At 64.4% G+C, this 14,127-nt stretch carries 12 protein-coding genes and 1 pseudogene; 1 reads left to right on the top strand and 12 read right to left on the bottom strand.

Annotated features, from left to right (window positions below):
* The 12 genes and pseudogenes from L0P92_RS33700 to L0P92_RS33645 all read right to left on the bottom strand — a co-directional run.
* The coding region (locus tag L0P92_RS33700; RefSeq protein ID WP_273634133.1) for an FUSC family membrane protein at positions 1-799 on the bottom strand (799 nt) is incomplete at its 3' end.
* Between the two features lie 40 nt (positions 800-839).
* Positions 840-1,299, bottom strand: a pseudogene (locus L0P92_RS33695) (endonuclease/exonuclease/phosphatase family protein); the annotation flags it as partial.
* Positions 1,300-1,329: 30 nt separating this feature from the next.
* The gene (locus L0P92_RS33690; RefSeq protein ID WP_234766848.1) at positions 1,330-3,003 is read right to left on the bottom strand and encodes a hypothetical protein; all 1,674 of its coding nucleotides are present in this window, start codon (positions 3,001-3,003) and stop codon (positions 1,330-1,332) included.
* 465 nt (positions 3,004-3,468) lie between these two features.
* A complete protein-coding gene (locus tag L0P92_RS33685; protein ID WP_234766847.1) occupies positions 3,469-4,707 on the bottom strand; it encodes an IS256 family transposase in 1,239 nt (412 codons plus the stop codon).
* 143 nt (positions 4,708-4,850) lie between these two features.
* The gene (locus L0P92_RS33680; RefSeq protein ID WP_234766846.1) at positions 4,851-5,528 is read right to left on the bottom strand and encodes a hypothetical protein; all 678 of its coding nucleotides are present in this window, start codon (positions 5,526-5,528) and stop codon (positions 4,851-4,853) included.
* An 11-nt stretch (positions 5,529-5,539) separates the two neighbouring features.
* Positions 5,540-6,277 carry a hypothetical protein gene (locus L0P92_RS33675; RefSeq protein WP_234766845.1) on the bottom strand — a complete coding sequence of 246 codons (738 nt, stop codon included), beginning with the start codon at positions 6,275-6,277 and terminating at the stop codon, positions 5,540-5,542.
* Positions 6,253-6,921 carry a heme ABC exporter ATP-binding protein CcmA gene (gene ccmA / locus L0P92_RS33670; protein WP_234766844.1) on the bottom strand — a complete coding sequence of 223 codons (669 nt, stop codon included), beginning with the start codon at positions 6,919-6,921 and terminating at the stop codon, positions 6,253-6,255. Before ccmA ends, L0P92_RS33675 begins: the two co-directional genes overlap by 25 nt.
* Entirely contained in the window at positions 6,921-7,781 is an 861-nt protein-coding gene (locus tag L0P92_RS33665; protein ID WP_234766843.1) for a phytanoyl-CoA dioxygenase family protein, read from the bottom strand. Before L0P92_RS33665 ends, ccmA begins: the two co-directional genes overlap by 1 nt.
* Positions 7,778-9,031, bottom strand: coding sequence for a hypothetical protein (locus L0P92_RS33660; RefSeq protein ID WP_234766842.1), 1,254 nt, complete (start codon positions 9,029-9,031; stop codon positions 7,778-7,780). Before L0P92_RS33660 ends, L0P92_RS33665 begins: the two co-directional genes overlap by 4 nt.
* On the bottom strand, positions 9,028-10,422 hold the full coding sequence (locus L0P92_RS33655; protein WP_234766841.1) for a phenylacetate--CoA ligase family protein: 1,395 nt from the start codon (positions 10,420-10,422) through the stop codon (positions 9,028-9,030). Before L0P92_RS33655 ends, L0P92_RS33660 begins: the two co-directional genes overlap by 4 nt.
* Positions 10,406-11,467 (bottom strand): Gfo/Idh/MocA family oxidoreductase, encoded by a 1,062-nt coding sequence (locus L0P92_RS33650; protein WP_372497371.1) that lies wholly within the window; start codon positions 11,465-11,467, stop codon positions 10,406-10,408. The genes L0P92_RS33655 and L0P92_RS33650 overlap by 17 nt, the downstream gene beginning before the upstream one ends.
* A 1,281-nt stretch (positions 11,468-12,748) precedes the next feature.
* Positions 12,749-13,585 carry an alpha/beta fold hydrolase gene (locus L0P92_RS33645; RefSeq protein WP_234766840.1) on the bottom strand — a complete coding sequence of 279 codons (837 nt, stop codon included), beginning with the start codon at positions 13,583-13,585 and terminating at the stop codon, positions 12,749-12,751.
* 96 nt (positions 13,586-13,681) lie between these two features.
* On the opposite strand from L0P92_RS33645, the gene L0P92_RS33640 reads away from it, so the two are divergent.
* On the top strand, positions 13,682-14,127 hold a 446-nt coding region (locus tag L0P92_RS33640), incomplete at its 3' end, for a GntR family transcriptional regulator (protein WP_234766849.1).

The following is a 14,127-nucleotide window of genomic DNA, read 5'->3' as shown; positions in this document are numbered from 1 at the left end:
GGAGGGGGCGGCCGCTGAGGCGGGCGGCGGGGGCGGCCTCGACGACCGGGGTGATGGCGTTCAACTGGGCCAGCAGCCGGGTGAGTTCGGGGCTGCGGCCGTGATGGCGGGCGCGGTGGGCGAGGATGATGTCGTACGACTGGTTCAGGGACTGGGTGACGGCGTGCCGGGCGTCGTCGTACGCCAGGGTGCTGCCGGTGCCGCTCTGCCCTCCGGCCGCCAGCAGGTCGGCGACCTTGCGGTAGGTGTCCGCGACCGCCGCCCGTTCCGGCACCCCTGACCTGAGCGGCCAGGCGAGCAGGGCGAGGAGCAGGACGAGCAGGCCGCCGCCGGACATCAGCAGCGGCGCCAGCCACCAGGCGCCCGGCATCGGAAGGCCCGCGCCGACCACGCTGGTCAGCAGCAGCACCAGGCCCGCAGCGGAGGCGACCGCGCCGATCGTCGAGATCATCCCGGAGACCAGCGCGACGCCGGTGACGGCGGCGACGGCGACCCAGCCGTGGCCGTACACCGCGGCACCGACGGTGATGCCGACGGCGCCGAAGAGCTGGGGGATCGCGATGGTGGGGATGCGGACGCGGTAGGCGGCGGCGGTGTCGCTGATGACGCCGTTGAGGGCGCCCATCGAGGCGAGGGCGCCGTAGAAGGGGCGGTCGACGGCCAGCCCGATGGCCAGCGGGAGGGCGAGGGCGATGGCGGCGCGGAGCACGGCGGGCCGGTTCACGGGGGCCGGCTGGGCCCTGAGGTTCCGCACCAGCCAGTCGGGAGGGGTGAGGCCGATGGGGAACTCGCGGGACATGCGCCCATTATGAGCACCCTCGTTCAGCCCGTCGTAGACCTCATCCCCGCTGGTGAAGCGTGACATCGACGAGCAGGGCACGGTGGTCGGTGTCCGCCAGGTCGAGGAAGCGGGCGGTGCGGGCGGAGAGGTCGGCGGAGAGCAGGACGTGGTCGATCTGCGCGCCGAGGGCGGGGGTGGTGCGGGCCGGCCAGCTGGGCGTGCGGTCGTGGCCGGTGAGGCGGGCGGCGTCGCGCAGACCGGCGTCGAGGATGCGGCGGAAGGCGGCGTGGTCCTGGGAGGCTCCCCCACTGCCTTAAGGGCGTGGGAGGTACCCCCAGGTCCCCGGCGACGACGAGGGGCGTGCGCCTGTCGGTGGCGGCGAAGTCCCGCAGCTCGCCGAGCTCCCGGCGCCACAGGTCGACGTGCCCGGGCAGCGGGGGCATGGGGTGCGCGAGCTGGATCCGTACGGCATGTCCGCGTACGTCGGCGACGGCGCCGGGCATGGCCATGGAGTGCGTCGGTGGCGTGCCCGAACTCGACGTTCGAGGTCAGCACCGTTCCTGGCGCAGTTGGCCAGTGTTGGCCGACTCGCCATAATCCGGACAGGTAGCCCGGTGACCCTCCGAACGGTCTTGAGGGTCGGGGAACAGCGTGAGCTGATCACCTCGGCACAGTCGGGTCTTGCCGCCTCCGATTGGCGTGCCCGCTGTCCTGGGTGGGCTCACGGCCCCGCGTGGCTTCGGGACGGAAACGGTCTGGCCGGTAGCTCTCCGCGCGCCCATCCTCCGGTGGGGTGCGGTCACACCTGGCCGACGCCGGATCCTGTGCCCGAGGCCGCGCCTGCCGATCGCCACTGCAGCACCGTGGTGCCGCGTGACGGAAGTCTTCGCCTGCGGCTGAAGGGGGGCCTTCCAGTGCTTCTCGCCCCAGATACTGGTGTACGCCGGATCCACGGCGATGACGACGAGTCCAGCGTGGAAGGCCATGCCGCGCAACCGCTCATGGAAACGTGCGGTGGGGATGCCCGCGACGATACGACGGAACTTCTTGCCCCGCACGCCTCGGCCCATGGTCTCCCGGCCGGTCGCGCGGGCGCCGTCGAATCCCAGGTCCTCGATCACCACACCGGCGCAGTCGTGCTGCTCGGCAATGGCCAGGAGTTCGGTGATCGCTGCCCGCAGCCGGCCGTCCCGTCGCGAGGCAGTCCCGGTCAGACCGAGGGGGATGGTGATCGGATCGCCGACAGGGTTGCCGTGCGGATCGAGTACGTAGGCGGCCAGGTGGTCGGCGTTCAGGTCGACGCCGAGCGTCTTGTCACCGAACGCGTTGATCTCCTCCGGGGACGGGAGGACCGCGTTGTCCGCCGACCAGGACGCATCGAGGTACCAGCGGCCACGTACGGGATCGCACACGATGTCGTACCGCACTGCACGATGCGCGCAGACGCGGTCCAGCCATTCCTCGCGGCGATGAGAGAACCGCACAGTGCAGGACAGCTTGTACCGCCCACGTGGCGCGTTCGCCAAGTGCCGCGAAGGTTCCGGCAGTACGAGCGTCACCGAGCCGTCGTCCGGGTCGACGTTGATGGTGTAGTTGCCATACGGCGCACCGGACTCGCCGTCGGCGGTCAAGAAAAACCGTTCGGCGTCCCACCGCTGCCTCCACTCGGACTCGGTGAGCTGAGCATCGGTCAGGTTGTGCCGTGTCTTCGCCAGTCGCTTGCCGCCGGCCACAATGCTCGGCCGACCCTGCTCGATGCGCTGCTCCACGGCAGCGAGCCGAGCCTTGAGAACCTGCAACCGCCGCTGTTTCTCGAAGCGTTCGGCTTGGTCCCGGTAGCCGCGCACCTTGCCGTTGCGCTGCCCGCACGGCGCCGCCAGACGCCGTGTGACAGTCCGAACGGCACGGCGCAGGGATGCCCGCGTGTCGTACAGGCACCGCAGGGAGAGCTGGTACTGGTCCTCACTGACGCGGGTTATGGCCCCTGCCCACCGTGACGAGGATGCCGCTGTCAGTGCCTTCTTCCGTGCGGCCCGCCGGGTGTCCTTTGCTTTGACCTTGCCAGCACGGACCCGCTCGGCGAGATCAGCCCGCTGATGGCGGCCCAGGTGCTCGCCGACTTCCCGCAGAACCTTCTCGTCATCCGGGGTCAGGCGCAGTCGGTCTCGAATCCGAGCACCGCCGGGGGCGGCAACTGTGAAGGGAGCCGCGATCGTACGCAACTCGCGCTTCCTGCCCCGCCTGCGCGCCACCCGCAACCACTCTCCCGCCTGATCACAACGAACTCAGTTGCTGTCACCGATCATGCGTTCCTAGCAAGCCTGAGGCCTCGGAAACCGATCCTCTTCACCCAGACGAGGGACAAGATGACCAACCACGGCCAACAACCGACTGAACCGTTGCCAGTCCGGAGGACAAGAGAGGCGGCGTCCGGCTGACGTGCCGTCCGGGGACGCCGTCCGAATTCGACAGCGGAAAGGCACTCGCCCAGTTCAGACCTGGCGGCTCATCGGAGCCGAGGTCGGACTGGGGGCGTTCGTGGCCGAGCGGTCCAAGCACGCGAACGCTGGAGGAGGTGCGTAGGAAGGACGGCACACGGACGGACGGGCTCAGCTCAGGGCCTTGCCCACTTGGTCACGTCCGCTGGAGTGGTGTATCGACGGCCACTCGGTGATCTCGTTTTGAGGCTATGCGGTGAGTTCGGTGGACAGGTCGGGCTCGTCGGTTTCTGACTCGATCGGGTGGAGGCGGGCCTTGGCAAGCAGGTCGAGCCCCATGTAGCGACGGGCTTCAGTCCACTCGTCGTTCTGTTCGGCCAGCACCGCGCCGACGAGCCGGATGACGGCGGTGCGGTCGGGGAAGATGCCGACCACGTCGGTGCGACGCCTGACCTCTTTGTTGAGTCGCTCTTGCGGATTGTTCGACCAGATCTGTCGCCAGATCTCGCGCGGGAAGGCGGTGAAGGCCAGCACATCGTGCCGAGCGGCATCGAAGTGCTCAGCCGCTTTGGGGAACTTCGCCTCCAGCGCATCCAGGACGTGCCGCATCTGGGCCTTCACCGCGTCGGTGTCGGGCTGTTCGAAGATGGTCCGCAGCAGTGTCGCCACCCAGGGCTGGGCCGTTTTCGGAACCTGGCTGAGCAGGTTGCGGGCGTAGTGCGTGCGGCAGCGCTGCCAGGAGGCGCCGGGCAGAACCGCGCCGATGGCATCGACCAGGCCGGCGTGGGCGTCGGAGATGACCAGCTGGACGCCGGACAGGCCGCGGGCGATCAGTGAGCGCAGGAAGGCCAGCCAGCCGGCTCCGTCCTCGGCGGTGGCCACGTCCAGGCCGAGGATCTCGCGGTGTCCGTCGGCATTGACGCCGACCGCGATCAGCGCGTGGACGTTGATGATCCGGCCGCCCTCTCGGACCTTCTGGGTCAGTGCGTCCACCCAGACGAACGCATAAGGCCCTTGGTCCAGGGGCCGGTTGCGGAAGGCTGAGACCTGCTCGTCCAGGTGCCGGGCCATCGCACTGACCTGGGACTTCGACAGCTGAGTGACACCCATGGACTCGGCGAGCTTCTCGACACGGCGGGTGGACACGCCGAGAAGGTAGGCGGTGGCGACCACCGAGATAAGGGCCTGCTCGGCCCGGCGGCGTCGTTCGAGCAGCCAGTGTGGGAAGTAACTCCCGCTCCTGAGCTTGGGGATGGCCAGTTCAACGGTGCCGGCCCTCGTGTCCCACTCGCGCGGGCGATAACCGTTGCGGTGATTGACTCTCTCCTCGCTGACCTGGCCGTATTCGGCATTGCAGAGGGCATTCGCCTCGGCGGACATGAGGGCGTCGGCGAACGTCTTGACCATCGCTCGCAGCAGATCGGGACTCGCCGCAGCGAGGTTGTCCTCGGCAAGGGCGTGCAGGGGCAGACTGTCGGGTGCGGTCATCGTGCTGATCTCCTTCGGGCTTCGACACCTCGAAGATCAGCCGGTGGCCGTTCATCTATGCGGGCATCATCCCGACGCCGGAGCAAACCCCCGGATCAGGTCGAACCCGTACACCATCTCCATGGACGCAACCGCCCACTTCGTCACCTGGAGAAGAAGCGGCGCTTCCGTGCCCGGCTGCCCAAGCGGAAGAGAACGATGGCGAGCACCACCACTAGTGCTTCCTTGATCCACTCGTAACCGAATTCCCCGCTGTTGGAATGACCACCCGGAAAGATAACGGAGAGGCCGAACGCGTCGTTCCCGAAGTACGGCCCGGGACCGAAACCAAGCAGCCAGGGGGCGAGATTCACGAAGTTGTTGACTGCTTTCTCGTGGCGGAATCCGATGCAGAAGCCCAGTGAGGTTCCAAGCATCCCAAACGAAACCGCCATGAGGGCCATGGTGAATAGATGCGCAAGCACGTCCGGCCCGCCTGCTGTTACTGTGATGACCGCGAAGAAGGCGACCGGTACAAGGCACTCGACCAAAGTGACGAGCAGGCGTGTGGGCCACATCCACTTCGGGTGCTGCAGGTACGACTCGCCAATGCCGGCGAAAAGTTCGATCTCCCATGAGCCGACTGCTGCGGATAGCACAAGCAAGGGAACAAAGTAGCCGTACTGCCGGGCGACCGTATCGAATTCGAACGAACTCCCAGACGCTGTCGTGAACAGGGCTGACAGAAGCAGGATATTCAGAAGTGCCAGCACACTGACCCGGAGAAGGAACTGACTGACACCTTCCCGCCTGATGCGGTTGCGGAGGACGAGCTCTGCCATCGTCCACGTGGTCACGAGGCTTCGACCCCGTCCGTGAGGTTGATCTCGATGAGGCGATGCGACCGGCGCCGCAGCCCCAGCCAAGCCCCGCCAGTCCACACAGTGACGACACCTATGAAGACAACGAAGTTGGTCACCAGTGATCCGGCGTCGGTGTCATGAGCGAAGCTGAGAATCCATCCGGTTGGGAAGAAGTACGACACGAAGCGTGAACCCTCGAACGGGATGACAGAAAGGCCGAGAAAGAGCAGAGCCATCCTCACCCAGGGAACCATCGCTGATGGGTTACGGAACTGGCAGAGAAGAAGTGTTGATTGGAAACAGAGGGTGCCAAGGAAGATGTAGACCATAATGACAAGCACCATGGTGTGCCCGGCCACGAGCCCGGGATATCGCACGGCGGCACCTATGAATGGGACGATGATCGCTGGTGAGGCGACGATCGCAGAGGCGGCCGAGCGGACACCGAGCAGCCCTTCGAAGGGCACCTTGCCAAGCAGGACGCGCTCAATGGTGCCGTACCGGAACTCGTTCTGGATGTTGGACATTGCCGACAGGAGGACGATGGCCGTACACGTGAGCATGGACGCCCGTGTGGCGAGCACCAGGGCGTGCTCAGCGTCGTCGGCCACTCTATAGAGCGCGAGGGTGAGCAGTGCGGTTTGGACGGTGATTCCGATGAGGAACGACGACGTCGCGAGCCGGTCGATCCACTGCACGCGGATCAGGAAGAGGAAGAAACGGAGCATGTCAGCACTCCCTCCTCCAGAGCCAGGGTGCGTGTGGTGACCCGGGAGAGGAAGTCCGCATCGTGGCTCACGATGATCCGGGTCTTATCGTGAGCCTCGGCCAGTATCCCTTCCAACATCTGCACACCCTCGCGGTCCAGCCCAGTGGTGGGTTCGTCGAGTATCCACACCGCACTGGGTTCCAGCAGCAGGCAAGCGAGGTGCAGCCGCTGCCGCATGCCAAGCGAGAATTTCGCGTACTTCACATCGGCGCTCTTGGCCAGCACCACGCGCTCGAGCAGTTCTACAGCTTCTGTCGAGCTGAGCATGCGCCCCTTCATGCCGGAGAAGAAGCGGACGTTCTCGGTCGCGGTCAACCGTGGATAGAAGCCCTGGGGCGCACCGGCGCAGTAGTTGAGGGCCGATCGGTACTCATGGTCGTTCGGCTTGACCGGACGCCCGTGAAAGCGGAGCTCACCGGAGGTCGGCTGGAGAAGATTCGCCAGCACCTTCAGCAACGTACTCTTTCCCGAGCCGTTGCGCCCGACTATGCCGACCGACTCCCCCTCTTCGATGTGTGCATCGGCACCACGCAGGACGCCGTCCTCGCCGTCACTGCTGCGCGGATACCGGTACCAAAGGCCGGACACGTCCAGAAGTGCCATCAGAGCATGCCGTTCCGTTCGAGCCAGGTACTCCGCTTGCGGAGCTGTGGCGGGACGTGGTCACCGTACTGGCCGGCTTCGAGATCCGACTCGCCGGGCCGCAGAGTGTAGAGGGGCACGTCCTCTGCCGGAAGTCGGATCCAGTCGTTGGGCTCGTCATAGTCCCGCATGAGGATTCGCCGAGCCCGGCTGAGCCCCGACAGCCAGTCGGGATCCGACCGACCACGATCGCTCGACACGATCCAGCTCGGGCCGTACTCGAAGAACAGGTTGAGCCGGGTGAATTCACTCCGGTTGGGCGCCACGCGGTGCCACAGTCCGCTCCACATCAGCGTCATGGCACCAGGGGGCACGATGATCTGACGCTCCTGGGGATGGGACTCATGGGTGTGGTATTGCGGGAGGTGCGGCCAGCGGTGACTGCCTGGGATGTATACGAGATTACCCATGTCCTCGTGTCCCAGCGGAGTGAGCCAGTAGCCAACCTTGATCCGCAACGGGGCTCTCGGACTGAAGACTTCAAAGGGAGTCGAGCGAGGCCCGTCGAAGTGCCACTTGTTTCGGATCTCCTGACCGGGTTCCCGCCTGAAGTACTCGCTGCGCAGAAGCTTCAGCATCTCCCCGTACACGTCGTATGCGTATCCGATGTGCGAGGGGGAGTCGATCATCTCGGTGAAGTGTGAGTCCACAGCGACGATGTTCCAGTCCCTGGGCTTTTCCTGCTTATTGACGGCGGCCACCAGAGCGGCAACTTGATCCTTGTCGAGAGCGTCCTCGATGACAAGAAACCCGTCGCGCCGGAATGTCTCCCAAGTTTCATGGGTGAATCCGGTTGGTGCATGCGTCGGGGTGTTGCTCACCTCTGCTCCCCCTGCTTGATCGGCGCGATGGCCCGGATTCCCTCGTAGGGCGTCTCGGCTTGTGTGAAGTCCGCAGTTTCGAAGATCCCAATGGCAGCCATCGGGAGCCGTGCGCCAGCCATAGCCATGAACACGGCCGGCTGGACGCGCTTGCGCTCGGCGATTCCAGGTTCGCCCGCGTTGCGGATGTGCTTATGTGTATGGATCAGGATGGGCATGAACCCACCTCCCAGGAAGGAACCCTGCTGAAGGACTGCGCCGCCTACACAGTCGATCGTGCAGCCCTTGCCGATCACGGCGTCGCGTCCCATGTAGAAGTACGAGGGACTGGCATCCGCCCCGTGCTCAACGTAGAAGACACCGCCGCTGAGGCCAATGATGGAACGGCCGCTGATGCGCAGCGCAGACCGGTAGAAGCCGAGGAGTACAGGGCGCACTCGTATATCCGGCAACTTGAATTCCGGGCTCATGAGGCAGATACGCAGGATCTCTGCCAGCGTGAGGGGTTCCGATCCGGGGGCGGGTTCGGCGAGCTCCTGGTCCCACACCATGAGGTAGTCGGCTGGCAAGATGAACGACGTGCCGACGTCTTCCGTGACGAACTGGTCTACCTCAGGCGACACCAGGGCGCCCCGTAGAGCTTCCTCTGGCGCAGGCCCCGCCGACGAGGCGTCAGGTCCATGGATGATCCGGCGTGCCAGCACTGCTTGAGTTTCCCGGGTCTTGGCAGCGCTGGCATCCATAAGGAGGCGCAGTCGTCCATCCACGGACTCGGGGATGTCAAAGAGGTGGTCGATGCCGTCCGATCGCGTCCGGATCTTGGTGGCAAGGGACCGGACAGGCAACGGCTGCGTTTCCTCGGCGACGCGCTGAAGGTCGGGCAGGTACTGACCAGGACCGAGCGCAGCAAGCTGCTCGGCAGCGAACGCTCGGTAGTCGTAGGGGATCATGACCGAATCCGACAGCACGATGCCCGCTAGGAGGGAACGAAGCCGACTGGGTTCGAAAAGCTCGTGTGCCAGGTCCAGTGAGAGATACGGGCGTTCGCCGTAAGCCTGATGTATCCAGCTCTCTCCGTACGGTGATTCGAACTGGCAGGCCCGAGCAAACTCATTGCCAGCCTCCGCGTCGTGGTGCAGTAGCTCGACGAAGATCTTCTTGGCGGTCTCCGGTTCCATCCCGATGGCCGCAAGCATGTCGGGGGTAATCCTCAGCAATGCCCGATAGTCATCCAGGACGACAGCATTCATGCCACTACCTCACTTCGGAATCGTGCGAATTTCGCTCCCTCACTATCGAAGGAGCGCTCCTCCCAGCTGAGTTCCACATCCACGGGCATGCCCGTGGAAATGGCGTCGCGCACACGCAGGGCGCTCTGTTTATGCTCCTCGCGGTTCAGCCCCTCCCGCAGCTCGATTGCGATGTGGAAGGCACGCCGCCGAGTCTGCGTCAACTGGTACTCCGCGAGTTCGGGTATCTCCTTGAAGATATCCATGTACCGGGTTGGCGAGAGCATGTGTCCGTCGCCTAAATCGAAGACGATCGTGGTACGACCCTGAAGCTTGCGGAGGAAGGGGCCTGACAGGCCACATGCGCAGATGTCGCGTGCGAAGTCGACCACGTCCCCGACCCGGTAGCGAACGAGCGGCATACAGTCGTTCAGCGTGGAGGTGACGGCAAGCTCTCCTGCAGCTGGGTCACCGTCGGCCCCGCCCTCAAGGGGTACACATTCGAACCGGTCATGAGCTGACTCGTCCAGGTGGATGCTCAACTCTTCACACTCCGAGCCCAGATAGCCCGCCTCGCTGATTGCATAGGCACTGACCATGCGGCAGCCGAAGAATGTGGAAACATCCCCTCTGAGATCGTCCGGCAACATTGCTCCACCGGAGACGGTGAACACCGGCCGGCTCGGAGGCGTGGTTTCGTGCTGCTTCCAACGCTCGAGCAGGATCCTGTAGAGGTTTGGCTTTGCGACCAATACCTCTGGGTCGAGGTCGGCAAGCATGCGGGTAAACCGATCGAACGATGCACTGTCGTTGACATCAAGGTGCCAAATGAGGCTCAGTCCCACGAGCTCCATTGGGTCAGAAACGACGATTCCGCCCTGGTACGCCTTGTTATCTGTGACCCGCAGCGAGAACACGGGACGTCGGCCGAGTGACGTGAAGCCGGCGAGTAGGGCCACCTTGATCATGTTCAAGTGGAGATACTGTGCCATGAATTTTTGGCTGTAATACACCGACAGTGGTGCTCCGGACGTACCCGAGGTCTGGTCAGCGTATACGGTCATCCCTTCCGTGACTTCGTAGTTGAAGGGCTCCCGGTATGTCCGCAAAGTCGCGCGATTTAGCGTCGGTAGAGACTCGAACGAGTCGGTCTTATAAGCTTCATGCTGATAGACGGGATGACTGGAGATCCGTTGGTTCTCGTCGCTTCCCCATTCGAAGGAGCGTTTCGCGCCGTTCAGATAGTCGACGAAATCCTTCAGCATTTCTCTGATGAACGGCGCCTCGGACTTGTCGAGATCATCGCGTTCGGTGTCGAACTGGAGAGAGGGATAGCTCTTCTGCAGGTCTTCCACCGATTTCCGAATCCGCTCGGTAGGTTGCGCAAACAACGATTCAAACGCGGGATGCATGGCAGTCCTTGACGATCTGGTTCGGATATTTTGAACTCGTTACTCCGTCTAACATGCCGACAAGGTTCGCCATGTTTTGGTGTTCTGGTAGGCGGATCTCGGTATAGCCGGGGCGTGAGCTGATCAGAATGTCCAGCTGTTTCTTCAGTGAGATCTCCAGCTGGTTTCCTGTTACCTCGCTGGCCGATCTGCCCGACGGGCTCCCCGTGTAAATGGCATGGATGTTCTTGTAATCTGACCGCGTGTTGAAGTGGGGTTCAAAGACGAGAGTTTTATGGGCGCCAGATATGAATCGTACGTTGACGAACCGGTAACGCAGTGAGGACCCGTAGGGAATATTTCGAGTGGATATCTGATCCCGTGTGGACCCCGATGAATACCCGTACTTGGCTAATTCCGGGAAGCCGATGCGGCCGTCTGTCGACGCGTAGAGCTCAACCTTCGGAAGCCCGGCCGCGAACGTTGTCACGCGCATCTCGCGGGTGACGATGCTTGGATTGGTTCGAAGATATTTCTCGTAAGCATCTGGAGGCAGCACCGCTCTGAGTAAGGAGAGCATGTGAAACCACTCGTAGCCTACTTCACCGTACTGAAGGTCCACGAAGCGCCCATTATCAACGTCCTGGCGACGGTTCTTCGTGAACTCGATAGTGATCCTGTCAATTGAATCGTGCTGCGATATCCTCCGAAGGTCCTGAGAGAAAGTCTCGACCACCGGGCTGTGGGCGTAGATATCGTTCACGACCACGCGCGACCCGGGAAACTTCTGGAGTGTCGCCATGAGCTCCGGCAGCTCTTCAGGAGAGCATGCCGGTTTCTCCAGGAGAATGCGGGCATAGGGGCTTTTTTGGAGAATCGAATTGACGACCTCTAGATGCGTACCGGTTGGAGTCGCCACGATCCAAGCGTCACGTGACGCCGGCCCCGTCACGTGCGCCACATGCTGCACGTCCGCCGATCCGTTGGAGTCCACGGTGAGAACTTCGCACCCGACTGATTTCAGATAACAGGAATGACGGGACCCCATGGCGCCTAGGCCCACCACCACGACTCTCACATTCCCCACCCCCCCGCTGCCTTGCGTACAGCTTGGTCGCCCATTTTCAAATCGGGGTGGTGCACGATGAGTGCACCACCCCGATATTGATTGCGCAGTAGGCGCGACGGATCAGGCGTCGCCCATGCGAATGATGCTCTTGATGATCTTCTTCATCGTTCCTCCCCCCTTTGTCAGATCCTCGCCACTGTTTGGCTGGTGAGGATTGAGAGACTTCCGCCTGAAGTGCCGCTCATGAGCGATCCCAGGGCGCTGACTTGGTGTAGCTAACACTGGTGATTGCCGATTCACCAAAGGATTACCGGCGTAAGGAAGATCACGCTTGAAGAAGATCCTCGCTTTTCGGCCAGGCGGTTCCGTCCGAAAGTAATCCTTTCAGGGGTCCTTGTTTCGCCGGATGCGGGGTGCGAAGAGGTCGCAGGCTAGTGACAGAACAGGCTCTTCGCGAGGCGCCCGGTTGCCGTTCGCGGAATTCTGTAGGAGATGTCCGTTTCTGTATGCTGGACTGGTGCTGCGTCGCTGAGTGGGTTGGATGGAGATTTTTGGCCATCAGTCAAGGGGTCGGTATGTGGCAAAAATGTTCCAGGGCTTCGGTACCTGTACATCGTGGCTGCGGTGCTGATCGAGTAAGCGAGAGGGGCGCTCGATCAAGATCCCTCGGCAATAGTCGACCGCCGTTGGGTTCTTGGTTGCTGTTCGACCTCCGGGTCGATCGAGGCGCCGGCCTCATGCTGCAGTGCCCTCGGCTCGCGTCCGCTGTGCATGCTGGCTTGCGCAATCCGAGGCTCAAGCTGCTGCGCCGCCTAGACCTGTACCGCGTTCGCGGGTCACACAACAGGTGATCGAGGCGCTGGTCGCGCACCGGCTCACATCGCCGATACCGACCGCCGCTGCCACTCAGGGGACAGGGATGACGGCAACGTTGACGGTAACGACGGCAGACAGAGGCCGATCGTCACAGCCATCAGCGATCACCTCGAGCAGGAGGGTAGCGCCCGCAGGAGAGGTTGCCTGATCCTACGGATCAGAAGGTTGCAGGTAGGAATTCGGCCAGTGGATGCAGGTGAGATGCGGCTTTGGGGGTCTTTGCGCTGGGCTCGCGAACAGTGAATCAGGCAGCGAAAGGCCAGAAAGCGCTGATGTGGCGGTCCCCTTCAAGCGCGGGCCGAGCGGGTCCGCCACCACATGCGCCCAAGGGACGGGCGTGCAGCGAAGTACGAGGGTCCCGGTGCCGAGCACCTGGACCTTTGGCGCCGTTCGGGCAGCCTCCTAGAGCCGACGCGTACCTGTCTCTCTGTCTCGGCTGTCGTCCACGCCGGCCAGAAACTCCCCCAACGCCCCGTTGAACTCCCCCACCCGCTCCAGATTCGGCATGTGCGCCGCCCCCTCGATCACGCGGAGCGTCGAGTCGGGGAGGGCCGCGTGCATCGACTCCGCGTCGGAGACGGGGGTGTAGGTGTCGTCGGCGCCCACGACGACCAGGGTGGGGACCGTGACGTGGGGCAGGAGGGGGCGGTAGTCGGGGCGTTCGGCGCGGCCGCGCAGGGCCGCTGCGGCGCCCTCGGGGGGCGTCGCCGTCATCATGCGGTGGACGTGGGCCTTGACCTCGGGGGCGGCGTACGGCGCGACCATCTTCTCCAGGACCTCGTCGGCGTAGCCTCGCATGCCCTCGCGCAGCAGCCGGTCGGCCATGGCGGACCGTGCCCGTTTGCCGTCGGCCGTCTCCGGTGCCGGGAAGGTGTCCGCGAGGACCAGGCCGCGGATGCGGTCGGGGAAGCGGGCGTAGCACTCCATGACGATCTGGCCGCCCATCGACAGGCCCGCCAGTACGAAGGTCTGCACCTTCAGCTCGTCCAGGAGGGCCTCGATGTCCCGGGCGAAGACGTCGAGCGGGGTGACGCCGGGGACGACCGGGGAGGCGCCGTAGCCGCGCAGGTCGGGGGCGATGACCCGGCGGGTGGTGGAGAAGGCCTCGATCTGCGGGGCCCACATCGTGCTGTCGAAGGGGTGGCCGTGGACGAGGACAAGAGGGGGCGCCGGAGTGGCCGCACCCGTGGCCGAGGGAGTATCGGCGCCTTTGTCCTCGTATGCGAGGAAGGGGCTCATGACGACGACCCTAGATCGGCTCAACTCCTCGGTGCAATAAGATCTTTGCCCTCGGTGCAATCCGAGGTGTCTGCGCAGGGGGAGCACGTGAACGGGATGACGGACGACTACCGGCGTCTGGCCGACCGCATAGCCGACGACATCGCCCGCGGACGGCTACAACCGGGTGAACGGCTGCCTCCGCAGCGGGTGTTCGCGCGGCGGCGCGGGATCGCCGGGTCCACGGCGGGGCGGGTGTACGCCGAACTCGTACGGCGGGGTCTGGTCGTCGGCGAGGCCGGGCGGGGGACGTTCGTGCGGGCGGCGCCGGAGGGGCCGGGTGAGCGGGCGCTCGTCGAGGCCGCGACCGCGGCTCCGGTCAACCTGGAGCTCAACTACCCGTCCGCGCCGGGACAGTCGGAACTCCTCGCCCCGGCGCTGGCACCGCTGCTGCGCCCCGATGTGCTGACGGAGGCCCTGCGTCCGGCCGCTGTCACCGGCACGCCCGAGGCCCGTCAGGCCGCCGCCGCTCTCCTCGCCACCCCCGGCTGGCGCCCCGCCCC

The organism is Streptomyces muensis, from assembly GCF_021474425.1.
GTDB lineage: Bacteria > Actinomycetota > Actinomycetes > Streptomycetales > Streptomycetaceae > Streptomyces > Streptomyces muensis.
The sequence above is the reverse complement of the archived record's forward strand: the minus strand, read 5'-3'. Positions and strand labels throughout refer to the sequence as shown.

Coding starts and splice junctions, on each gene's coding strand:
- L0P92_RS33685 (WP_234766847.1), bottom strand. CDS start 4,707: ATGACCGCACCCGACAGTCTGCCCCTGCACGCCCTTGCCGAGGACAAC.
- L0P92_RS33680 (WP_234766846.1), bottom strand. CDS start 5,528: ATGGCAGAGCTCGTCCTCCGCAACCGCATCAGGCGGGAAGGTGTCAGT.
- L0P92_RS33675 (WP_234766845.1), bottom strand. CDS start 6,277: ATGCTCCGTTTCTTCCTCTTCCTGATCCGCGTGCAGTGGATCGACCGG.
- ccmA (WP_234766844.1), bottom strand. CDS start 6,921: ATGGCACTTCTGGACGTGTCCGGCCTTTGGTACCGGTATCCGCGCAGC.
- L0P92_RS33660 (WP_234766842.1), bottom strand. CDS start 9,031: ATGAATGCTGTCGTCCTGGATGACTATCGGGCATTGCTGAGGATTACC.
- L0P92_RS33655 (WP_234766841.1), bottom strand. CDS start 10,422: ATGCATCCCGCGTTTGAATCGTTGTTTGCGCAACCTACCGAGCGGATT.
- L0P92_RS33645 (WP_234766840.1), bottom strand. CDS start 13,585: ATGAGCCCCTTCCTCGCATACGAGGACAAAGGCGCCGATACTCCCTCG.